The 22525-nt window shown below is 43.8% G+C and carries 28 protein-coding genes and 1 tRNA gene; 22 read left to right on the top strand and 7 right to left on the bottom strand.

Annotated features, from left to right (window positions below):
* Positions 1–25: 25 nt before the first annotated feature.
* Complete coding sequence (gene rqcH / locus LC1Nh_RS00820; protein ID WP_153549808.1) at positions 26–1915, top strand: ribosome rescue protein RqcH; 1890 nt, start codon at positions 26–28, stop codon at positions 1913–1915.
* A 69-nt stretch (positions 1916–1984) separates the two neighbouring features.
* Positions 1985–2057, top strand: a tRNA-Pro gene (locus LC1Nh_RS00815).
* A gap of 9 nt (positions 2058–2066) precedes the next feature.
* Here the strand turns inward: LC1Nh_RS00815 and LC1Nh_RS00810 are convergent.
* A complete protein-coding gene (locus tag LC1Nh_RS00810) occupies positions 2067–2801 on the bottom strand; it encodes a dTMP kinase (RefSeq protein WP_153549807.1) in 735 nt (244 codons plus the stop codon).
* 55 nt (positions 2802–2856) lie between these two features.
* On the opposite strand from LC1Nh_RS00810, the gene LC1Nh_RS00805 reads away from it, so the two are divergent.
* The 4 genes from LC1Nh_RS00805 to glyA are packed head-to-tail and all read left to right on the top strand — an operon-like array spanning position 2857 to position 7722.
* Positions 2857–3504, top strand: a complete 648-nt coding sequence (locus LC1Nh_RS00805) for a hypothetical protein (RefSeq protein ID WP_153549806.1) — start codon at positions 2857–2859, stop codon at positions 3502–3504.
* A gap of 38 nt (positions 3505–3542) precedes the next feature.
* Positions 3543–5897 (top strand): S8 family serine peptidase, encoded by a 2355-nt coding sequence (locus tag LC1Nh_RS00800; protein ID WP_153549805.1) that lies wholly within the window; start codon positions 3543–3545, stop codon positions 5895–5897.
* 55 nt (positions 5898–5952) lie between these two features.
* A complete protein-coding gene (locus LC1Nh_RS00795) occupies positions 5953–6420 on the top strand; it encodes an HIT family protein (protein ID WP_153549804.1) in 468 nt (155 codons plus the stop codon).
* A 39-nt stretch (positions 6421–6459) separates the two neighbouring features.
* A complete protein-coding gene (gene glyA / locus LC1Nh_RS00790; protein ID WP_153549803.1) occupies positions 6460–7722 on the top strand; it encodes a serine hydroxymethyltransferase in 1263 nt (420 codons plus the stop codon).
* Here glyA and LC1Nh_RS00785 read toward each other — a convergent pair whose 3' ends face one another.
* On the bottom strand, positions 7723–8577 hold the full coding sequence (locus LC1Nh_RS00785; protein ID WP_153549802.1) for a hypothetical protein: 855 nt from the start codon (positions 8575–8577) through the stop codon (positions 7723–7725).
* Between the two features lie 131 nt (positions 8578–8708).
* Between LC1Nh_RS00785 and thyA the strand changes: the two genes are divergently transcribed.
* The 4 genes from thyA to LC1Nh_RS00765 are packed head-to-tail and all read left to right on the top strand — an operon-like array spanning position 8709 to position 12800.
* Positions 8709–9731 carry a thymidylate synthase gene (thyA, locus tag LC1Nh_RS00780; RefSeq protein ID WP_153549801.1) on the top strand — a complete coding sequence of 341 codons (1023 nt, stop codon included), beginning with the start codon at positions 8709–8711 and terminating at the stop codon, positions 9729–9731.
* 10 nt (positions 9732–9741) lie between these two features.
* Entirely contained in the window at positions 9742–9984 is a 243-nt protein-coding gene (locus LC1Nh_RS00775; RefSeq protein WP_153549800.1) for a hypothetical protein, read from the top strand.
* Positions 9981–10454: a dihydrofolate reductase gene (locus LC1Nh_RS00770; RefSeq protein WP_153549799.1), complete on the top strand. Its 474-nt coding sequence runs from the start codon at positions 9981–9983 to the stop codon at positions 10452–10454. The genes LC1Nh_RS00775 and LC1Nh_RS00770 overlap by 4 nt, the downstream gene beginning before the upstream one ends.
* A 39-nt stretch (positions 10455–10493) precedes the next feature.
* A complete protein-coding gene (locus LC1Nh_RS00765) occupies positions 10494–12800 on the top strand; it encodes a DEAD/DEAH box helicase (RefSeq protein ID WP_153549798.1) in 2307 nt (768 codons plus the stop codon).
* Here LC1Nh_RS00765 and LC1Nh_RS00760 read toward each other — a convergent pair.
* From LC1Nh_RS00760 to LC1Nh_RS00750, 3 genes are read right to left on the bottom strand one after another with little or no spacing between them, the layout of a single operon-like run.
* Entirely contained in the window at positions 12797–13105 is a 309-nt protein-coding gene (locus LC1Nh_RS00760; protein ID WP_153549797.1) for a hypothetical protein, read from the bottom strand. The two genes, LC1Nh_RS00765 and LC1Nh_RS00760, sit on opposite strands and share 4 nt — an antisense overlap.
* A gap of 29 nt (positions 13106–13134) precedes the next feature.
* Positions 13135–14001: a class 1 fructose-bisphosphatase gene (locus LC1Nh_RS00755; protein WP_153549796.1), complete on the bottom strand. Its 867-nt coding sequence runs from the start codon at positions 13999–14001 to the stop codon at positions 13135–13137.
* Positions 14002–14007: 6 nt separating this feature from the next.
* Positions 14008–14826, bottom strand: a complete 819-nt coding sequence (locus tag LC1Nh_RS00750; RefSeq protein ID WP_153549795.1) for a class I fructose-bisphosphate aldolase — start codon at positions 14824–14826, stop codon at positions 14008–14010.
* 79 nt (positions 14827–14905) lie between these two features.
* Here LC1Nh_RS00750 and LC1Nh_RS00745 point away from each other — a divergent pair, with 79 nt between their 5' ends.
* Genes LC1Nh_RS00745 through LC1Nh_RS00710 form a run of 8 tightly spaced genes read left to right on the top strand, consistent with a single transcriptional unit; the run spans position 14906 to position 19374 of the window.
* Complete coding sequence (locus LC1Nh_RS00745) at positions 14906–15613, top strand: PH domain-containing protein (RefSeq protein WP_153549794.1); 708 nt, start codon at positions 14906–14908, stop codon at positions 15611–15613.
* Positions 15610–16164: a thioredoxin family protein gene (locus LC1Nh_RS00740; RefSeq protein ID WP_153549793.1), complete on the top strand. Its 555-nt coding sequence runs from the start codon at positions 15610–15612 to the stop codon at positions 16162–16164. Before LC1Nh_RS00745 ends, LC1Nh_RS00740 begins: the two co-directional genes overlap by 4 nt.
* A 42-nt stretch (positions 16165–16206) precedes the next feature.
* Complete coding sequence (locus tag LC1Nh_RS00735) at positions 16207–16731, top strand: nucleotidyltransferase domain-containing protein (protein WP_153549792.1); 525 nt, start codon at positions 16207–16209, stop codon at positions 16729–16731.
* A gap of 1 nt (position 16732) precedes the next feature.
* Complete coding sequence (locus tag LC1Nh_RS00730; protein ID WP_153549791.1) at positions 16733–17167, top strand: HEPN domain-containing protein; 435 nt, start codon at positions 16733–16735, stop codon at positions 17165–17167.
* On the top strand, positions 17164–17628 hold the full coding sequence (locus LC1Nh_RS00725; protein WP_153549790.1) for a hypothetical protein: 465 nt from the start codon (positions 17164–17166) through the stop codon (positions 17626–17628). Before LC1Nh_RS00730 ends, LC1Nh_RS00725 begins: the two co-directional genes overlap by 4 nt.
* A 39-nt stretch (positions 17629–17667) precedes the next feature.
* Positions 17668–18234, top strand: a complete 567-nt coding sequence (locus LC1Nh_RS00720; protein WP_153549789.1) for a hypothetical protein — start codon at positions 17668–17670, stop codon at positions 18232–18234.
* On the top strand, positions 18234–18824 hold the full coding sequence (locus LC1Nh_RS00715) for a protein-L-isoaspartate O-methyltransferase family protein (RefSeq protein WP_153549788.1): 591 nt from the start codon (positions 18234–18236) through the stop codon (positions 18822–18824). Before LC1Nh_RS00720 ends, LC1Nh_RS00715 begins: the two co-directional genes overlap by 1 nt.
* Before the next feature lie 25 nt (positions 18825–18849).
* Entirely contained in the window at positions 18850–19374 is a 525-nt protein-coding gene (locus LC1Nh_RS00710; RefSeq protein ID WP_153549787.1) for an adenylyltransferase/cytidyltransferase family protein, read from the top strand.
* A gap of 4 nt (positions 19375–19378) precedes the next feature.
* Here LC1Nh_RS00710 and LC1Nh_RS00705 read toward each other — a convergent pair whose 3' ends face one another.
* Both LC1Nh_RS00705 and LC1Nh_RS00700 read right to left on the bottom strand, forming a co-directional pair.
* Positions 19379–19582: a hypothetical protein gene (locus LC1Nh_RS00705; protein WP_153549786.1), complete on the bottom strand. Its 204-nt coding sequence runs from the start codon at positions 19580–19582 to the stop codon at positions 19379–19381.
* 35 nt (positions 19583–19617) lie between these two features.
* Positions 19618–20379, bottom strand: coding sequence for an NAD(P)H-hydrate dehydratase (locus tag LC1Nh_RS00700; protein WP_217907059.1), 762 nt, complete (start codon positions 20377–20379; stop codon positions 19618–19620).
* 52 nt (positions 20380–20431) lie between these two features.
* On the opposite strand from LC1Nh_RS00700, the gene LC1Nh_RS00695 reads away from it, so the two are divergent.
* The 4 genes from LC1Nh_RS00695 to LC1Nh_RS00680 are packed head-to-tail and all read left to right on the top strand — an operon-like array spanning position 20432 to position 22524.
* Positions 20432–20683: a ribbon-helix-helix domain-containing protein gene (locus tag LC1Nh_RS00695; RefSeq protein ID WP_153549784.1), complete on the top strand. Its 252-nt coding sequence runs from the start codon at positions 20432–20434 to the stop codon at positions 20681–20683.
* Positions 20643–21041: a PIN domain-containing protein gene (locus LC1Nh_RS00690; RefSeq protein ID WP_217907057.1), complete on the top strand. Its 399-nt coding sequence runs from the start codon at positions 20643–20645 to the stop codon at positions 21039–21041. The genes LC1Nh_RS00695 and LC1Nh_RS00690 overlap by 41 nt, the downstream gene beginning before the upstream one ends.
* Positions 21042–21044: 3 nt before the next feature.
* Positions 21045–21452, top strand: coding sequence for a hypothetical protein (locus LC1Nh_RS00685; RefSeq protein ID WP_153549782.1), 408 nt, complete (start codon positions 21045–21047; stop codon positions 21450–21452).
* 46 nt (positions 21453–21498) lie between these two features.
* Entirely contained in the window at positions 21499–22524 is a 1026-nt protein-coding gene (locus LC1Nh_RS00680; protein ID WP_153549781.1) for a type II glyceraldehyde-3-phosphate dehydrogenase, read from the top strand.
* Position 22525: the final 1 nt, after the last annotated feature.

Genomic DNA, 22525 nt, shown 5'->3' with positions numbered 1-22525 from the left:
GTAATTCACATTCTAAATTTGAATTATGGAACTAACCAGTCTTGACCTCTCAATCCTGATGGAAGACTTCAAGGAACTGGAGGACGGACATGTACAGAAAGTATACCAGAGAGGTCAAGAACTGACAATCGAAATATACATTCCTGGAGACGGAAAGGAAAGACTGATAGTCGGCACCAGCCACGCGTTCCTATCCAAATACAAGCGAGACAACCCTATGAAGCCCCCAGGATTCTGCATGGAACTCAGAAAACATCTTGGCAAAGTCGATAAGATAAATCAGAGAGGATTCGACCGGATACTGGAGCTCCAGAGCGGAGATGTCAAACTAGTCTGCGAAATATTCGGTAAAGGCAATTTTATCCTGGTAAAAGAAGGAAAAATAATCGGAGCACTGAGACAGGAAGAATGGGCTGACAGAACCATAGAAGTCGGCGAAGAATATGTCTACCCTGAACCAACCACCGATCCCCGGGAGACAGACGATATATTCGAAGTTCTAGATGATGGAGAAATCGTCAGACGCCTCGCCTCCGATCTAAGTCTAGGGGGTAAATACGCAGAAGAAATCTGCATGAGAACCGGAATCGAAAAGACCACAAAAATAGAAGAACTCACAGACGATGAAAAAGAAAGAATACGGATTGAAGCAGAAAACTTAATCATAAACGAGAGAAGCCCGATCCTCTACAGCGAAGACAACATGCCTCAGAGAGCAGCGCCATTCCCACTGGAGACATACGAGGAAATGGAGAAAGAATGGTTCGACCAGTTCTCAGAAGCACTGGACGAATACTTCTACCGCAGAGAAAAGAAAGAAGAGGAAAGAAAGAAGAGAGAAGCCTATGAAGAAAAGAAAGAAGGTATTGAAAGGCAGCTCCAACAGCAGGAAAGAAAAATTGAAGGACTGAAAAGATCTGCTGAGGAAAACCGTGAGAAAGCGGAAATAATATATGAGAACTACGGAACACTGCATGAAATTCAGAAAGCAGTGGAAGAAGGCGTTAAAAAACATGAATGGAGTGAAGTGAGAGAGAAATTTGAGGAATCAGAGGATGAACTAACGGAGAAAGTCAAAGGATTCAACGAGCAGGAGAGATTCGTTACTGCTGAAGTAGATGGAAAGAATATCAAGCTGACGCTTGGAGAAGACCTGGAAGCCATTGCATCCAACTATTACGACAAAGCCAAGGAATCCGAGTCCAAGATAGAAAACGCGAAGAAGGCTAAGGAAGAGACAGAGAAGCAGCTTGAAGAGTTAAATGCTGAGAGCATCGAGTTAGAGGAAGTGATGGAGGATAAGACTGAGAAGAGGGAGAAGAAATGGTTTGAGAAATACCGCTGGTTCCACAGTTCGGAAGGATACCTGATTCTGGCTGGAAGAGACTCCAATACCAATGATATGTTGGTCAAGAAACATATGGAGTCAAATGATCTGTACTTCCACGCTGACTTTGACGGCGCACCCAGTGTCGTAGTCAAAGAAGGACAGGATTGTGGGGACGCGACGCGTGAAGAGGCTGCGAAGGCCGCTGTCACATTCGCAAAGACATGGAAAGCCGGCATAGGCGCAGACGATGTATACTATGTAGATCCCGAACAAGTGACTGAAAACCCTGAGTCAGGAGAGTACCTGGCGAAAGGAGCATTCGTCATCCGAGGCGAGAGAACCTACATGAGAAATGTATCAGTCGAAGCAAGCATCGGCGTACACGAAATAGACGAAGTCAAAGTACCGATGTGCGGACCCGAATCAGCGATAGATGAGAACTGCGAAAGCTATGTAACCCTGAAACCAGGTCACACCAAGAAATCGGAGATAGCCAAGAAAATACAGGGAAGACTTGACAAAGAGCTCGACCTAGACTACATCATCAGAGCTCTGCCTCCAGGAAAATCTGATATTAAAGAATAAAATTAGCTTGCTTAACTTCAATTTGTAAGCTGCCTTGTGCAGCTTGATCGCTCAAACGAATCTTCGTTTGGCGGGGTGGTTTAGTGGACTATAATCGTACAGTGGGGCTGTACGGACCCGGGTTCAAATCCCGGCCCTGCCAACTATTTTTCTAGATCAGAGATTTTACTAGTTTCTTCATCTCTTTGAAGACTTCTTCAGGGCCTCTTTCACCATCAATAATTTTCCATCCCTCATGTTCAGCGACTTTACCGCCATTCAAATTCGATTTTTTCATGTAGCTGTCATCAAGTTCGTGGATATCCTTGTCTTTACCCTCCATTCTCCTCTTAGCCTCTTCAGGCGCGATATCCAGATAGAAAACTCTGTCAGCATCCGGAAGATCAGCATCGATAGACTTGATGTACTCTAGTTTTTCTCTCCATTCTTCTCCCTCAAATCCTACCAATTGGTGAATCAGGTTAGCTTCTCTATACCTGTCACAGACAATTATACCGCCTTCAGATAAATACTCTGCTATCAACTCCTTGAACTGCTTCCTATCAGAGGCATAAATATCAACAACTGTTTCCATATCAAGATCTTCTCGGGCGCCGAAACCTCCATCAAGATATGCGCCAACTAGCCTACCTCCCGGAGTCTGGCTATAAGTCGGGAATGAAAGCCTCCAAACACCGTTTTCTATACTATCCTCAATTTTCTCAGCACTTGGATCCGGATAATTTCCTGGCATCTTTTCAATCAGTTGTTGCTCATCTTCAGAACTAATTTCTGAAAAGTCGTTTTCTCTCAACCATTCAACAAGAAGTCCTGTCTGAGTCTCTTTACCAGAAGCATCAGGACCTTCTATCACTATGAATGTTCCAGGATCGCTGTTTTCAGTCACGGAAAGAACTTCGGATGAAGAGTGTTTTTAACCTTCCGGAACAATTCGATATCATATGTTAGGAGATGGAGAACTGAAGAGTATTGGAGTCAGCTTAGGGCTTATACTGGCAAATATTTTGATAATGGCTGCAGTAGCAGTTTCTCCACTTTCAAATCTTACAGATATCATCTTCTCAATTCCAATAGTCGGAATGATTATCTTCGGCGCAGGACTAATGGCTGGAAGGTACCTGGCCAGAAAAGGAATAAAAGCAGATAATACAGGCCTAGCTCTAAGCGGCGTAGGACTTCTAGAAATAACGTATGGAATATTTGGAGGCGGAATACTCTCCCTAATACCGCCAAATGCTTTCCCACTAGCACTAGGACTTACAGCAATAATAACTACATTTATCGCCTTACTTGCAGCACTCCTCGTCTACGGCACAGGTAAAAACTTCAGAACATGGGGGAGATACTCAAACTATCTCTTCCTAGGCGCATTCGGAACAGGTCTAATCGGCAGCGCATTCCCACCTCTACTCTTGCTCACATTCATCCTCGTATTGATTGGCTTCATAGTCTACCTCGTCTACGAGATCTGGAGAATGAAACAGAGACCAGGCAGAACACTAATGAACGGAATAGGAATCTACATCGCCTACATGGGTGTATTCGTCGAAATCCTGCAGCTAGTGATTAGGATGCTGATCGACGAGTAACCTTACCTTATTTCAACAAACTTGTTATAAGTCGATTCATGAACCGAAAAGCCGTTATTCTAGCGTTCGCAGCACTTCTAACAGCAACAACAGCGTCAGCACAAATCTCACCTGAACTTGGGGACAGGCTCGAAGAAAGACCTGACACGGAGAAAATAGATGCAATAATTTTAACACAGCCTAACGCAAACGAAAGAGCCAGAAATGCAGTAAAAAACGCTAACGGAAACATAAGCCACGACTTCAACATAATAGACGGCGTCGCAGTTTCTATTCCGAAGGTGGCAGCCGAAAACCTTGCCAACAGAGACTTCGTAAGAGAGATACAGCCAGACTACAACGTAAAAACACGGCTCTCAGAAAGCACTTCAACAGTCAACGCAGACGAGGTTTGGAATCAGAATACTACAGGAGCAGGAGTCGACGTAGCAGTACTCGACACAGGAATAGAAGACAACACAATACTCAACATAGAAGACCAGGTTGACTACACAGGAGAAGGAACAGACGACTTAAACGGACACGGAACACATGTTGCAGGAACAATAGCCTCACCAAGTGAAGAATACAGAGGCGTAGCTTACGGAGCCGACTTATTCGACGTTAAGGTTCTAGATCAGGAAGGATCAGGAAGTGCATCCGATGTGATTGCAGGATTAGAATGGGCAGCAGACAAAAATTTAGACATAGCGACCCTAAGCCTTGGAGCAGCAGTAGAACAGTGCGACGGAACCAGCTCACTCTCAGAAGCAGTTGACAATACAGTAGAACAAGGAGTAACAGTTACAGTCGCAGCAGGAAACAACGGCCCAGACAGCGAAACAATCACAGCACCAGGATGCGCACAAAAACCAATCACAGTAGGCTCAAGCAGCAACGGAGAAATCTCAGACTTCTCAAGTAGAGGACCAACAGCAGACGGAAGAACCAAACCAGATTTAGTCGCACCTGGAGAGAGCATCACTTCACTAACAAAAAACGACGGAGACAGCCCACAATTCGAAACACTTTCAGGAACAAGCATGGCAACACCTCAAGTAGCAGGAACAGCAGCACTACTTCTAGCTGAAAAAGACTTGACGCCTGCAGAAGTAAAGAATATCACAACATACACTGCAGAAGACCTTGGATTCGATGAAAAAGATCAAGGAGCTGGAAGACTGGATGCTTACGCAGCATACCAACAGGTAGCGACCACGAACCAGACAGAAAATCAGGCGCCAACGGCAGAAGCATTAAGAACGCAGGTTAAGCTGCTGAATGAATCAGCGGGGGCAGAACTCTCAATAAATGCAACTGATGAAGATAACGAGACGCTGAACGCAACATTCTACCTAGAAGGAGAGGAAGTAAGCCAGCAGGAAGGATACGGAGAGATAACACATACAGCAGCAAACCTAAGCCTAAACACGACTTACAGCTGGAGTGCAGAAGTAACAGACGGAATCAACACAAGCAGTACAGGAACACAGAGCTTCAACACAGATGTACCAACAGAAGAAAACGAGACTGAGGAAGAAAATCAGACAAGAAACGGGACCAAACCAGATTTACCGTCTCAGGCAAGTGACACCGCAAGAAAAGCAAGGGCAGGATTCTTCAACCCAAACTCCCCATTTTACGGACTTGACCTTGCATTCGACAGAGCCTCAGTAGCAGTAGGGCTGAGAACAAAAGAAAGCGTGATGGAAGAAAGAGCAAACGAAGCAAGAGCAATGGCAGAAAAAGGCGACAACAAGGCAGCGGAAAAAGCAGTCAAAGAATTAAGAAATACCGCAGGAAACAGCGAAAACGCCTCAAGAGAAGCCAAAGAAACCCTCAACAGAGTCATAAAGGACGCACCAGAACAAGCCAAAAAAGGACTGCAAAACACATTGAGAAACGTCGAAAAGGAGAGAAAAGAAAGAGAAGACAACCAGTCAAGACCCGAAAATCCAGGAGAGAATCAGAACAAGTCAGAAAAGAGAAATGGAGAAAAACCAGAGAGAGGAAATCGGCAAGAGGAATCTCAAAGAGAACAAAGACCTGAAAACTCACAGAACAGGAGCGAAACAGGAGCCAATGGATCCCAGAACGGAGAGAAAGAAAACATGCCAGACAGAGAAAATAGACAGGAAGGACAAAACAGACAGAAAAACCAAGAACCCAACCAGAGACGCACCAATCAAGATACAGAAGCAGGAGCAGAAACTGAAGCCAAAGCAGGGAATGTGGAAACCAGTGCTGAAGGAAGTGCGGAAGCTGAAGTAGATGTAGGAAAGAATTCAAATACGGAAGAAAGTTCTGGAAGATCTAGTAACTCTGGATCGAGCAACTCCGACAAATCAAATGGCAATGGAGACTCCAACAGTAATGGAGGCAGACCCTCCAAGGCTAATGCAGGAGGGCCTTAGAGAACTCCTGCAAAATCAAAAAATTAATTTAGTTTAGGTTTCATTGAGTTTCCGTATGAGTAGTTGCCTATTCTGTGAATTCGACAGCCTAGCTGAGAAAGCTGTATTTACTGAGACAGACAAGTTTAGAGTTATTCTGGATCCTTTTCCAGCTAGTTTTGGACATTTTTTGATAGTTCCCCGACAGCATGTGGAGAAAATAGATGATGTAACTACGGAAGAATTCAGCAGAGTACAGGATTTGATTATAAAATGCAAATCTATCGGTAAAGAACAGATAGAAGAGAATTATCAGGAAATTCTAGAGTTTAAACCTCCAGAGAAATCAGAGAAACTTATAAGCGATGCTTTAAACAGTAAGAAAAATCCAGACGGCTTCAATGTTGGAATAAATGAAGGTGAAGCCGCAGGTCAGACAATCGACCATCTTCATATCCATGTTATCCCAAGATACGAGGGAGATGTTGAGAATCCTAAGGGAGGAGTTAGAAATGTGATTCCTGATAAGGCAGATTATACCTGAGTCGAAAGACAAATATGAGTAACTTTCTCACACCTAATCATGGAACATCGTGATCTTTCTGAGGCTGATCCTGAGGTTTACAAAGCGTTGAAGAATGAGGTTGAGAGGCAGGAAAGCGAGTCCCTGGAGATGATCGCCTCAGAAAACTTTGTACCTCGACAAATTCTGCAGGCACAGGGTAGTGTTTTGACCAATAAGTACGCGGAGGGCTACCCTGGGGAAAGATACTATGCAGGTTGTGAATATCACGATAAAGTTGAGAACTTAGCTCGGAAACGAGCATGCGAAATTTTTGATGCAGATCATGCCAATGTACAGCCACACTCTGGTTCTCAGGCGAATTTTGCAGCTTATTTCTCTCAACTAGATGCTGGCGACAAAATACTAGGCCCAGTGCTTTCTCATGGAGGTCACTTGACGCACGGTCATGGAATAAATTTTTCCGGAGATCTATTCGACTTCGCCACATACGGCATCAACAAGGAGACGGAGAGATTTGAGAAAGAAGATATCTTGCAAGCTGCTAAAGAGCATGAACCAGATATGATTGTCTGCGGTTATTCTGCTTACCCTCGAGAAATCGATTTCGAGATGTTTAGAGAGGTTGCTGATGAAGTTGATGCGTTGCTTATGTGCGATATAGCGCATATCTCTGGCCTGGTGGCTGCTGGAGAGCACCCAAATCCTTTCCCACAGTGTGATATCGTGACTACTACGACTCATAAATCAATCCGTGGCGCCCGTGGAGGAATGATCCTCTGTAAAGATGAATACGCTGAGGATGTAGATTCAGCAGTCTTCCCTTACAGCCAGGGAGGTCCGTTGATGCATCAGATTGCCGGTAAGGCAGTCTGCTTCAAAGAGGCTATGAGACCCGAGTTCGAAGACTATGCAAAACAGATCAAGAAAAATACCAAAGCGTTAGCTGAAGGATTACGAAAACATGACTTGGAACTGGTTTCGGGGGGCACAGACAACCACCTTGTTCTAGTTGACCTCAGAGAAGAAGATGTTACCGGCAAAGAAGCTGAAAGTGCTCTTGAAGAGGCTAATATTGTGGTTAACAAGAACGCAGTCCCTTACGACCCCGAACCTCCGATGGTCACTTCTGGAATTAGAATCGGTACTCCTGCATTGACAACGCGAGGGATGGAAGAGGAGGAACTTGAAGAAATCGGTGAGATGATTGGGAAAGTTGTGAAGAATCCTAGAGATTCAGGTGTTAGAACTAAAGTTCGGGAGAAGGTTTCAGAACTACTTGAGAACTTCGAGTTGTATGAAGAGTCTGGAGTAGAGTTCTGATTATTCTGGAGTTTGGAAGGTGAAGTCGATTCTGAAAGTATCTTCATCCCCGTTGTACTCTATGTCTCCTCCGAACTTCTCGGTGATGTATGCTGAGACCGGCAATCCAAGTCCATTATATTCTTCAGCATCGGGAGTGTAATTGAATATGTCGTGTCCCTGAATATCTCCGTTCTCGTTTTCCACACTTGACAAGTCGCTTTCGTAGATAAGACCTATGTTTCCATCTTCAGTCTCTTCCAACATGACCTGTGTATCTCCTGTAACTCCTTTTTCGTATGCATTCTGAACCATGGTACTGGATATAAACTGCATCGCTTCGTTACCTACAACTTCCTTATCTTCTTCAATGCCTCCATAATCCATTTCAATCCCTGAGAATTCGTCAAACGCCCAGACCACATCTCCTACCCGAATTGCTTCATCTGGAGCCCGAGAGTTTCTCATTCTTTCATACTCTCTGGCTGCTTCTGCAACTTTCAGCGTACGGTAAATAACTTGCCCTGCGAACTGTGGAGCCTGCTCAACCCCCGCCTCCAAGATTTCAAATGGGTCTTCAGCAACAGGATTTCTTCTCAAAACATGGTAGGCATCCAGGATATCACTGCGACTAGGTTCGCCCTCCCATCCTTCAGGCTCCAAACCAAGACTCTCAAAGTCAGAATTGTTTCCAAAATGTTTGTCTATATTAAAATCATCGCCAGTTTCCGAATCATCAACCAAGATCTTCCCTTGAACATAAGTGTCCAAATCATGACCTAAGAGATCAGAACCGGAATCAGGAATGTTCTGATAACGAGACCTTCTATCTACCTCCTCAAGTTCCTCTTGATCGAAAATTTCTTGACCCGACAAAAAAAATTACCCTATAACTCACCAACACACATACAATATTTTAAACAGGTTACCTAGACATAATCTCAAAGCCAGTTAACAATAAGATGTAAAGAGCTTCATCCCTTCACCAAAGTTAGAGGGGCTCCACATTGAAACAATACCATACCTTAGTAAAGAATATTCTTGAGAACGCAAACTACAGAGAGAACAGGACTGGTGTAGATACTCTGTCGACTTTCTCCCAGAGCTACAAGATTGATTTACAGGAAGGATTTCCTCTACTAACTACTAAGGACTTATCAGGTTATAGATGGAATTCTCTGATTCACGAGCTTTTATGGTACTTCTCGGGAGAAGAACATATCAGGAACTTGAGGGAGGAAACCAAGATCTGGGACGCCTGGGCCGATGAAGAAGGAAAACTTGATACAGCGTACGGTCGATTTTGGAGAAGATATCCTGTACCAGACGAAGACTCACAATTACCTGGCGAAACATGGGCTGATACTGACTGTAAGTGGGTAACGGAGGAAGAGGATGGAAGACTGGTTTTCGATCAGATAAAGTACGCCATAGATACATTGAATGGAGATAACCCAGATAGAAGTCCAAACTCAAGAAGACTGGTTATCAACGCCTGGCATCCTTCGAACGCAGATGTCTCAGGACTGCCACCATGCCACTTCACCTTTGTAATGAATGTACAGAACGGAAAACTAAACACACACTTAACACAGCGATCAGGAGACACAGCACTCGGAATACCATTCAACATCGCATGCTACTCTCTGATCACCAAGGTAATTGCACAGCAGACAGGCTTTGAATCCGGAAGCTTCTCACACACCATTGTTGACTCTCATATCTACTGTGGAAAAGGCGAGAGAGGAGAATGGTACCGTGAGAACTTGAAAGAACTCAAATCGAAGATGAGGGAAGCAGAAACTAACGAAGACTACCTAGAAATCAAAGACTGGATCCAGAAAAACGCACCAGAACAGGAAGAACCCTACGACCATGTGCCAGGCCTTCTGAAACAGATTTCCAGAGACATAAGAGAAAGACCAGAAATGGAGATCGCAGACAAAGGTGTAGACGAACTGGAATACGATGACTTCAAGCTGAAGGATTACAACCCGCATCCCGGAATCAAGTTCGCGGTAGCGGAGTAAACTGGTAAAAATGGGATTTGAAAACGATATAAAGTTAAAGAGATTTAGAAATGCTCACTCTGACAGCCTGGAGGATGTTAGAGAGTTCCTTGACAGTTACGAAGAAGATTACATTAGTCACAAAGAGTTGATAAACTATATTCGTGACGACTCTAACGCCACCATAGCCTCCGCTGCAGGGATAATAGATGTACTTAAAATAGATGAGTATTTAGAGGGAAGTTCCATTGAAGGATACGAAGTGAAACTATGAAGAAGATAATCATAGCAGCAGTAGCAGAAAATGATGTAATCGGGAAAGACGGAGAGATACCATGGCATATTCCCAAAGACTTACAGCATTTCAAGGAGAAGACCACAGGGCACACGGTCGTCATGGGCAGGAAGACATTCGAATCACTTCCAGACAGCTTCACACCCTTGCCGGACCGCGAGAACATAGTCCTGACAAGGTCAGATTTCTCACCAAAAAATGAGAGTGTAAAGTTAGCGAACAGTCTCGATGAAGCATGGGAAAAAGCCGAGAGCGAGAAAATATTCATAATAGGTGGAGCAGGAATCTACAGGCAGACAATGAGCGAAGCCGACAAAATGATTTTAACGGAAATCCATGAGGAGTACAAAGGAGATACTTACTTCCCAGAGTTTTCAGAGGAGAACTGGAAAGAAGTAGAGAGGGAAGAACACAGAGAATTTGATTTCGCAGAATACTCTTCTAACTGACCATTCGAATCAAAAGAATTCTACCACCACTTTCACAATGTGAAGACCGAAAACCTGGATCTGCCGGAGAGAATCAAGCGAGACTATATTGACACCGGCATCACCGAACTGAACCCTCCACAGGAGAAAGCCGTCAAATCCGGACTTCTGGACGGAGAGGATATGATTGTGGCTTCTCCGACCGCTTCAGGAAAGACATTTATCGCAGAACTAGCAATGGTCGAGAAAGCAGTCAAGGAAAACAAGACAGCAGTCTATGTAGTTCCTTTGAAGGCTTTAGCCTCAGAAAAATACGAAGACTTCTCCGAAAGATACGAAGACCTGAATGTGAAGATCTCAGTCGGTGATCTAGACGATGCAGGAGAATATCTGGAGAACGCAGATATAGTCATCGTGACCTCCGAAAAGCTGGACTCAATGCTGCGGCATAATCCAAGCTGGATTCACGACATCGGACTGGTAGTAATCGACGAAATACACCTTTTAACCTCCAAAAACCGCGGTCCTACGCTCGAAGTAACCTTGACAAGACTCAGAGACCTGCTAGAGTTCCAGTTACTCGGTTTATCTGCCACCATATCAAACTCAGGCGAGCTAGCTGAATGGCTGGACGCAGAACTAGTAGAATCAGACTACCGCCCGGTAGAGCTGCGTCATGGAATATACCAAGGTAACGAGATAGAGTACTACTCAGGAGACGAAGAAATAGACGACTCAGAGGAAGAAGACTCCAAAGAGTTAAGCGGATGGCAGACAGGAAAAGAAGCCAAACAAAACAACAGTTCTGAAGGAGAAAAATACTTCGTAGACGACAAACATGGCCAGCCAGCACCAAACCTGCTGGAAGACACTTTCCAGATGGACAAACAAGCCATAGTGTTCTGCTCATCACGGAAAGGCGCAGAAAAAAGCTCAGATCGAGCCGCAAAAATAACCGAAGAAAAGATAGATAGAGAAGAGAAACAGAAACTAGAAGAATACGCAGACAGAATACTCAATGTACTGGGCTCCCCCACATCTCAGTGTAAGCGTCTAGCGGAAAATGTAGAGAAAGGAGCTGCATTCCACCACGCAGGTCTCGTGACACAGCAACGCCAGCTAATCGAGCAGGCATTCAAGAAAGACCTGATTAAATCAGTCTCTGCCACGCCAACACTCGCTGCCGGAGTAAATCTGCCTGCTTTCCGAGTTATAATTCGAGACTTGAAGCGTTACGATGGTAACGGCATGAACTGGATTCCTGTACTGGAATATGAACAGATGACAGGACGAGCTGGACGCCCAAAGTATGATGACAGAGGGGAGGCTATTTCCGTGGCGAAGAATTCTGGCAGCGTGGATGAAATCAAGGAGAGATTTGTTCTGGGAGAACCTGAAAGAATTCAGTCGAAGTTAAATGTCGAGCCAGTTCTCAGAATGCATACACTGGCTTTAGTGGCCTCCAATTTCTGTACCTCAATGGAAGGATTATTGGAGTTTTATCAGAAGACTTTCTATGCTCATCAGTTCGGAGATATGCAGAAGGTAGCGGAGAAGATCCGGGATGTAGTCGATTCATTGAGGGACTATGATTTCATCAGAGAAGATGAAATGAAGGCGACGAAGATCGGGAAGAAGGTATCTGATCTTTATATTGACCCTGATTCCGCACATTACATGGTTAAATCGTTAGGGAAGGCTGAGGGAACTGAGACAAGAGCAATCTCATACCTTTTTATGCTTTCCAGGACTTCTGAGATGGCTCCAAGATTACGAGTGAAGGATAAGGAGTGGAGTGATTATCAGAATGCCTTGCAGGACGCCGAGATTTATCTCTTGGATTCCGTGCCGAATGAGTGGGAGGCGGGATACGAATCTTACCTGGAGTCAATGAAGACTGCGATGATGATGCAGAGCTGGGTGCAGGAGATGGATGAAGAGAGGATAATGAACGAGTTCGGAACCGCACCTGGAGGTATCAGGGCAAAGATGCAGAATGCGGACTGGTTGTTGTACGGAGCCAAGGAACTGGTTAGGATGAAGGAAACGAAGAACTCAGAGAGTTCTTCTGAAAACCAGAATTCAGAGAATTTTTCGGGAGTAGAGAAAGACATTGAAAAATTGCGCGTCAGAATGGAACACGGAATAAAGGATGAACTGTTAGATTTAGTTCAGTACGATCAGATTGGCCGTGTGAGAGCGCGGAAACTCCACGACCACGGTATTGAAACACAGTCTCAGATCCGTGAAGTTAATTTTGAGAAGTTGAAGAAGTTGATCGGCAAGAAAACTGCTAAGAAGCTGAAGAAACAGGTTGGTCAAGATAATATCTTCGACCGGGAAGATATCACTGACTGGTATGATTAGCCTTCATATCCAATTCCTAGTTCTTCATAGGCCTCTCTTACTGCTTCATCAAAGGCCTCTGCCGCATCCCAGCTTATATAGTCTGCTGTGCCGAATCGGGAGCTCTCTATTTCTTCTAAATCATTTAAATCTACAGCTCCTTCTTCCGCATATTCTAGTAGATCTTCCTGTATTTTTGAATAGAATAAGGTGCTTGCAGCCAAACTTCTTTCTTGGCTTTCCTCCAACACAGAGTAAAATTTGAAAACAAATTCGTCAACCTTCTCTTCCTCAAGGCTTTCAAAGACAGTTTTCGTGCCGAACATCTCAAGAAATATAGGAAAAGTAAATTTTTTCAGTGCAGAGACAGACCTCTTTCGTTAACTTTCCTAACCGATTCCTCCGACCCTACAAATACTGGAGTTCTCTGATGTAGTTCTTCAGCCTTGACTCTGAGGATTGATTTATCACCATCACTAGACTTGCCTCCTGCTGTTTCGAAAATGTAAGCCATAGGATTTGCTTCGAAGAGAAGCCTGAGTTTGCCGTTTTCGGCGTCTTCACGAGCAGGATATCCAAATACTCCTCCCTGGTGAAGCACTTGATTGACATCTCCTACCATCGCACCGCCGTAACGAAGCTTCAAATCATCAGAAATATCCTCCTTCAAGCGTTCAAAATCACTGCCCCAGTGCTTGTTGCCTCCAAAGCCGTAGACATATGGCTCAGGGATCTGAATATCTTCACTAGCTTTGTGCAGTTCTACACCATCACCTTTAGATTCTTCCAGCACATACTCATCAACTTGCCCATCTCTGGCAATCGTAAAACTTGTTAATGGGCCATATACAACATAAAAAGCCGCTACAATATTTTTACCTCTGCAAGGAAGTTCTTCATCATAGATACCAACGATAGTGCCGACAATATTATTCGTCGGAATGTTTGAAGAGCCATCCAGAGGATCGACAGTTACAGATAGTCCCTCTCCACAATCCGTTACTTCGTGCTCTTCCTCAGATGCGAACTCGCCTACACCCTCAAGTGAGGTGATTTCCTCCTTGAGGAATTCATTGGCCCAGACATCAGCCTCTAACTGCTTCTCATCACTGGGATTTTCCTCACCTACATACTCTCTCCTCTTGAGTAGACCTGAGGATATGTGAGGCGCTACCTCAGCTACAGAATGGAAGACCTCGTCGACTACTTCTTGTTTATCCACTTGGAATCACATTGCTTCGTCGACGGTCTTTCCTTCGAAAATTACTTTTTCCAGCTTATCAAGCAGTTCTCCCGGCTCTTCACGCTGGAAGATGTTTCTACCTACTGCTAAACCGTTCCCACTCACTTCAATAGTGTCATGTACATCTTGGAGGAATGCTCTGTCACTTCTCTTAGATCCGCCGCTCATAACAGTTTTTAATTCTGCTACCTGGCTTTCAAGTCTCTCCCAGTCTTCCTGATTCCCTGGATACTTGCATTTTACCATGTCAGCACCTAACTCCAGTCCTAACCTAGCTCCGTAAGCTACTACTTCTGGATCTTTCTGACCTGAGTAGTCAGGGTTTTCTTCTATTCCTTTTCCTCTTGGATAGCTCCACATAACTACAGGAACATCATATTTTCTTGCTTCTTCCTGTACTTCCCTGAAATCTTTCCACATTTCGTCTTCATGAATGCTTCCCGCGTACATCGTGTACCCGATTGCATCAGCGTCCAGTTCTTCTACAGCGTACTGTACACTGCATTGTTTTGGACTATAGTAATCTTCTCGTTTTGGAAGGCTGGAGTTTCCGTTTATTTTAAGTAGAAGTGGTGCTCCTTCGTTTCCTGTATTTTCCTGCCAGTTTCTGTAGTATTCTGCATTTCCTTTCTGAAGAGCTAAAGCAGTCACTGCATCGTGCTGAGAAACTTCAAAGACATGCCGCGGGTCAGCACTTTTCGGCATCGGCTCGAAGTCAACCGGACCGTGTTCTGTTCCGTGGTCATAGGCCAGTATCAAAGAGTTTCCATTCCGTGTGATCGCGGAGTCATCCATATCTTTCATATTACGATGTATTACATTTTCTGGTTTAAATTTCTGGGAGTCGGAGAGCTTTTAACTTTCCCCTGCATTGTGATGCGTTATGGAGCCTGAAGGAGGACTTCACGAAGGAGAGTCTGTCAAAAAACATTTCACACCGAGCCCATGGAAATATCTTGGCTGGTATCTTCTTGGATTGATTTTACTTCCACTCATGTTGATCGGAGTAATCGTCTGGATTATCGCAGAAATACACAGAAAAGGACATAAATACTTTATAACAAACGAGCGAGTTATCAGAGAGTTCAAGTTCCTAAGCCGGGATACAACGGAGGCAACTTTCGACTTAATCACGGAGACTTCGATAGATCAACCTCTCGGATACAGAATGCTTAACATCGGCGATGTAAATGTGAAAACCGCTTCAGGACAAGTAATAGAGTTCGGCGCCATCCCTAACCCGAAAAACGCTAAAAACCAGATAACGGAAGCCAAACACCGAGACAAGAACGAAGTCCAGAAAGTAGAAATGGTGGAAAACGGAGATACAGAATACTGTCAAGACTGCGGAGAAGAAGTCTCATCATCCAGCACCTACTGCTCAAGCTGCGGACACAAAATAGAGAAAGAACAGTCGAAAAAAGAAGAGAAAAGTATAGACTACAGCACCATGTTAAAGGGAAGCATCCAAGAAGTAAAAGATGATATCAAAGCACTTGAAGACCCAGACTATGCAGAAATTATCGAAGAAGAAAAACAAAACAAAGAAAGAAAAACACTGATCGAATGGTTAGAAGGTAAAGAAGAATGAGCCTAAAAAAATCAGATTCAGAGCTTTCACAAGGAGACTACGCACCCGAATTCAAACTCGAAAACCATGATGGAGAAAAAGTCGAATTAAGCGATCTGGACAACTATGACGGCGTCCTCGTCGTATTCATGTGCAACCACTGCCCCTATGTCAAAGCTCAGACAGAAGAACTGAGAGAACTGAATGACGAGTTCTCTTCAATAGCTATAGTCGGAATAAATCCTAACAGCGAGACACATCCAGACGACTCAGTCGAGAAAATGGGGGAATTTATTGAAGAGAATGATCTGGAATCCCCGCACTTCTACTACCTGACAGACCCAGAACAGGAAATCGCAGAACAGTATGGAGCGAAATGCACACCAGATCCCTTCCTACTGGACTGGAGACATAGATTATACTATCAAGGCCGATTAAACGATAAGATGGGTCCTGACCAGGAAGTAGAGAACCGAGAGATGAAAAAGGTAATCGAAGATATGCTGAAGAGACGGGAACCTCCAAAAGATCAGAAGCCGAGTCAGGGCTGCAGTATTAAGTGGAAAGATTAGAAGCGTTTAGTTTTATAAACACTTGTTTAAAATTATAAACACATGTTTGCTGAGTTAAACACCCGGCATCAGAAAATCCTGCGACAGTTTTTTCAAGATCCAGAACTAGAAATATCTGCAAGAGAGCTATCGCGAAGGACAGATATCTCGCCGGCATGGATATCAAAAAATATAGACCTGCTCTCAGACAAGAAGTTCTTGGAAATTAAGGAAGAGAAAGCTTCGAACAAAATAACGACCGGGGAGAACTTCCAAGAGTTGAAAGAAGTCTACAACCTAGGAGAGATCAAGGAATCAGGCATAGTGGAAAACCTAGATAAAGAGCTGAGACCGGAAGCAATAATCTTATTCGGATCCTACGAGCAAGGAAATGACAGGAAAGACTCAGACATAGACATAGCTATAATCAACGGAAGAGAAAAAGAAGTAAACTTGAAAGAGTTTGAGAAAGATTTAGAGAGAAAAATAGAGTTACAGTTTATAGAAAATCCTAAAGATTCCGACAAAAACTTCAGAAACAGCCTTGCCAACGGCAAGACACTAAAAGGATTCGCAGAACTGATTTAAAATGAAAGAGTTTGAGAAATTTATTGAAGAAGGAAAAGTCAGAGAGACGAAGCCCAATCCTTCTCAGGCCAGAAGCTTAATTCAGAAAGCAGAAAAAAGGCTTAGATATGTTAAAGGAAGAAATATCACGGAAGAAAACGCCGACCTCATTCTGGAAGATAGTTATGAAGCAGTTCGAGAAGCTCTAGACGCCTTCCTAGTTCTCGACGGCTACAAACCACACAGCCATGAAGCATCAATAATCTACGGATTCGAAAACCTAGAAATTCCCTACGGCACCACAAACAAATTAAACAAGTTCCGCAAACTCAGAAACGACTCAAAATACCGTGGAGAAGACATAAAGAGAAAAGAAGCAGAAAAAATCCTCAAAATCGCAAAAGAACTGATACCCTTACTAAAAGAGAAATTCAATGGAAGAGAAAATCAACAATGAGAATCCTATCCGAAAAAGAAGATGAAAGGTTTAGAGAAAGAATAAAGGAAGAGTTCGGTATTCCTGGCGATGTTGATGACAACTGGGAGCCTGTTAATATAGGCAGCTATTTAGCTACTCCCTGGAGAGAGCAGAAGGAGAACGATGAGAGATTAAAGAAGTTTACAGAACTTCTGAAGGAACGAGATGAGAAACTTTTCATGGTGGCTTTCAGCGGCGGACAGTATGTTCCCAGCTTTCAGCAAACATTCGAGGAAAAATACGATTCCAAGGCTGCGGAAATAAAACCAGAAGAAATTCTGGAGGTAAGAGATGACCTCATAACTTTCTATATCTTCCCAAAAGATCTCTCATGGATCTTCCTGGGTGACCACGAAGGCAGGGTAGTCTTTTCAGGAGAGATAATTGAAGAAGTAAGAGATATCATAGATGAAGAAAAACTGGAAGAAAGAGAATACTGAACCCTCGTCGAATAAATTACTTGAAAAAACAGCATATCCATGAACTACTCAATCAAGCCGGAAGAACACGAGTTACGGGAAGCTAGACAAGCAGTCGAGAAAACCTTGGAAGGCTGCAAATATGTGTTGGAGAAAGATGAAGATTTAGAATTTTCTCTTGGTCATACAGGTTTGGATGCGGTTGAAGGATTCGGAGTATCTGGAACAGCCCTAAGCCCCAGCACAGCAGAAATATTCTTTAACACCGAAGTTGACAGCTGGAAAGAAAACCTTGAAGATCTAACAGCGGACATTTATGGTCAGACATGGTTCTACGAGAACTCAGAAGTTAACTTTGTCTGGCAGCAGGTTTTAGCCTCCATCACAGGCTTAATGGTTATAGAGAAGATTTCAGATCAAAAAGGAGTAGAGATAGAAGATTTACAGGAAGAATGGGCAGAGAAAAAGACAGATATTTCAGAACAGATATCAGAGCAGCCAGAAAACCTTTCCTGGCAGTTGAAAACAGCTATAGGTCACGAACTTTTGGAAGAATACGAATTGGAAGAGTTTCCTGAACTTAACCGTACTGATGTTTTAGAGGCTGGAGACTCATTATTTGAGTGATGCAGAGGAAGCCCAATTCGAACGACGAACTAGTAGACTACCTGATCAGGCAAGACAGAATAAGATCTGAGAAAGTGGAACAAGCTTTCAGGAAAGTTGATAGGGCAGATTTCGTGCCGGAGAGTTTTATAGAAGATGCCTACTCGGATAAACCTCTGCCTCTTAATGGCGAGACAATCTCAGCACCGCATATCGTAGCAGAAGTAACAGAACTACTGGATTTAGAGAGCAGTCATAAAGTTCTGGAGATAGGTTCTGGTTCAGGATATCAGGCAGCGATTTTAGGACAATTAACAGATAGAGTAATTGGCGTAGAAATCAATAAAGAACTGACCGAGGCTTCACGGCCTAAGATACCAGAAAATGTTGAGATAAGACATGGAAACGGTTTTAGTTCTGTCGATGGAAAGTTTGACAGGATCCTATTTTCCTGCGCCACAGAAAACTTTAACGAAGCCCTTAACTTTGTTGAAGATGGTGGAGTGATCGTTGGCCCTGTTAGAGAGGACGACAAGCAGGTCTTGAGGAAATGGAAAGATGGTGAAATAACCAGTCATGGTGGTGTTCGGTATGTGGAGATGCAGGATTAAAAGTTTGCTATACGGTTTCTGAGTTATGGTTTCGGCTTTTATCGGAAGATTCCAACCTTTCCACCTTGGCCACAAGCATGTAGTGGACAATCACGAAGGAGAACTGGTTCTGGTAATAGGCAGCTCCGAGAAAAGCCGAACGGACGACAACCCCTTAACTGCCGAGGAGAGGAAAGAAATTATCCGAGGATGCTTCCCTGATATCAAGATTTTTGAAGTATCTGACCGTGAAAGCGACAAAGAATGGAAAGAAGAGGTTCTGGAAAAGACAGAAGCAGACAAAATAATCTCAGGAAATGAAAGAGTCCGTAAAATATTCGAGGACGAAGTAGAAGTAGCAGAACCCAACATGCATCAGCCAGAAATCTACTCAGGAACCGAGGTACGCCGACGAGTCAATTCAGGCGGCGAATGGAGCTACCTCGTACCAGAATGCGCTAAAGACAAGATAAAACAACTTGAAGAAACAATCAAGAAATCAGGTACACAGTACGAATTCGAACCCGGCTGGAAAAAGGAAAACGCTTTTCATGGGACAGCAGATAAATGAAAAACTACATCTCACGCCTTGAATAGTTCTTGTATTTCTCAGCTCTGATTTGACCATACTCCGCATCAGTGACACCACCATCATAATCGCGATCCAGAACTGCGGGATCATGTGAATCCAAACTGTTATCTCCTATACTACTTACCTCAGACAAACCAAGAGTCGTGCTTACAAGAGCCGCCAAACTAAGTTCATAGTCATCATCCATAGTAAAAACTACCCGTTAAATCCTTTATACTTTTCTCATAAGACCGATGGAATTAAATCGATAATATCTGTCGCCAGTAAGCTATTTCCATATTCTTCAGCAGCTTCCTCGCCTGCCTCGCCGTTTATTTCTGCAGCTTTGACAGCAGCCTCTCTTTTTGAAACATCTTGAGAGATAAGCGAAGCAACAATCCCTGTCAATACATCGCCCGTTCCTCCAACCGTCATACCTGGATGACCAGCGTCTACCTTTTCAACACCTTTATCCGAATAAACCCTATCCGTCTCACCATTCACTAAAACCACTATATCCTCATTCTCGCCAACGAAACTTTCTACAGAACCATATTCATCCTTAATCAGCTCTGCCTCTCCTCTATGTGGAGTCAAAACAGCGTTGCTTAAATCTGCCTCTAGCGCTGGCTTAATAGCATCTGCATCGACTACAGCAGTTTTATTCGTCCTTTCTAGTATTTCCCCGACTGCTTCGGAGTCAGGATTACCGAGTCCAGGACCTATTACAAAAACATCACACCACCTGACAGCATCAATACAGTTCTCTACTCCGGAAAGACCTAGATAACCAGAAGAATACTCCCTCACAATCAAGTTTTCAGAATAGGACGCCACAACACTGGAAACTTCTTCAGATGTAACGATTTTTGCAAGATCACAGCCAGTCCTCAGAGCCGCCTGAGCAGAAAGGGCTGGAGCACCAGTAAAATCTTTGCTGCCTCCTATAACTGTTACTTTCCCGTTTTCTCCTTTGTGTGACTCTGGTTTTCTTTCCATTTCCATGGACACATATTGAGAACAAGATTTAAAATAATACAGCTGTATTATATTTGTTATGTCGAAGGTTGCTGTAAACATTCCTGACGAAGAGAAAAGCATCGTGGACAAGTTTGTGGAGAAGATTCCAGGCTACAAGAACCGGTCTGACTTCATCAGAAAAGCATTGAGAAATGAGATGGACAGAGATTATAATACTTTAGAGGAACTCACAGGCTCATGGAGCGATGAGGAAGCTGAGAAAGCTAGAGAAAATATCAAGGAGATTGATGAAGAGGATATCGAGGCTCAGAAGAGAAATGATTATTGACAGCAACTTTTTGATCGACATCCTCAATAATGACAGTAACGCTGTAAAGAAGCTGGAAGAGCTGAAAGAAAGGAAAGAGCCACTTCTATTAGCTCCCGGCGTCCTCTATGAACTATATTCAGGGACAGAATCAGAAAAAGAGATAACAAGAATTGAAAACGAACTAAACCAGGCAGAACTAACACCAGCCATAGAAAAAGAAGCCGCACGAATCAGAAAAAAACTTACAGCCGAAGGAAAACCTATCAGCTCAATTGACTACCTAATAGCAGGAACAGCACGCCACCTAAACGAAAAAATACTTACAAGAGACGAACACTTCAAAAGAATAGAAGAACTAAAAGTAGAAGAGTTTTGAAGCATGAGAGTTGAAACTTTGGAATATGGTGACGACCCAAGTGACGAGTATCCCGAAGACTGGAACAGCTTCAAGATTTTTACTGTCTGGAGTGAACCAGATTCTGAAGAAAACTCCAAGAGACTAGCCACTTGCGTGGAGTTTCACATCACTAAAGGCGGTTATTTCTTCATCGAAAGACCTGAACCAGGACCGGACTGGCTATGCAAAATTTTCGAAATGCTGAAGAGAGAGGGCTGGCAGGGACACAGTTTACATGAAATGAGAGTCGAATGCCGAGGAGAGATTGAAATAGAGGAAGGCGATGACTGGACAGCAGTTATAGACAACAAAAAAGAAAGAGCCTTCCATAACCGTGGAAAAAGGAAAGGTAGCGGAAAGATCGAGAGACTTGAAGAATTCAGAAGCTGACCTCAAACTTTTATTCCAGCCTCTTCTTTCTGTAATATGTGGTAATATGGTAAAAGTTGTAATAGCCGGTTGCGGCACAATTGGTAAGAGAGTGGCGGAAGCCGTCAAAAAACAGGACGACATGGAGCTGTATGGGATCGCAGATGTCAGTCAGACAGGAGGACTCCGAACAGTTCTCAGCGAGGACGGACCCCTCCACGGAACTCATCTTTACGCCTCCAACCAGGAAGGAAAAGAAAATCTGGAGGAACAAGGATTCTATGTAGAAGGATTGCTGGAAGATCAACTAGATGAAATAGATGTTGTGGTCGACTGTACTCCTCCAGGAGTTGACGAAGCCAACAAAGAGAACCTGTACGAGCCAAACGATGTTAAAGCAGTTTTCCAGGGCGGGGCGTCAGACGACATAGCTGAAGTAAAGTTCAACGCAGACGCCAACTATGAAGAAGCCAGAGGCGAAGACTTTGTCAAAGTAGTCTCATGCAACACAACTTCTCTATCCAGAACAATGAGTGTAGTAGATGAAAGGTTCGGAGTAGAAAGTGCAACCGCCAATCTTGTCAGAAGAGGCGGCGACATCCCACAAGACGGGAGAGGACCGATCAACTCGACTATTCCAGTCACAGAAGTTCCAAGCCATCACGGACCGGATGTGCAGGCAGTAATGCCGGAACTGGATATTACTACACTTGCTGTCAAAGTACCTGTAACCTTTGGACATGTACACATGGTTACAGTTGATCTAGAGGAAGATATTTCGGAAGAAGAAGCTGTTCAGGCGTTCGAAGATCAGCCAAGAGTCAGATTGATTAATGCTGGAGAAGGATACGACTCAACAGGAAAAGTCCATGAGATGATGCGGGACCTGGAACGACCTAGAAGTGATATGCCAGAAGCAGGGGTCTGGAGAGAAACAATCGATGTAGAAGACGGCAAACTACGCTGGATCCACATGGTACACCAAGAAAGCATCGTCGTACCAGACAATGTAGACGCAATCAGAGCAATGTTCGACATGGAAGACAAAGAAACCAGCATCGAAATGACAAACGAAAAAATGCACATCGAATAAA

Source organism: Candidatus Nanohalobium constans (assembly GCF_009617975.1).
GTDB lineage: Archaea > Nanohalarchaeota > Nanosalinia > Nanosalinales > Nanosalinaceae > Nanohalobium > Nanohalobium constans.
This window is presented reverse-complemented; position numbering and strand designations above follow the sequence as displayed.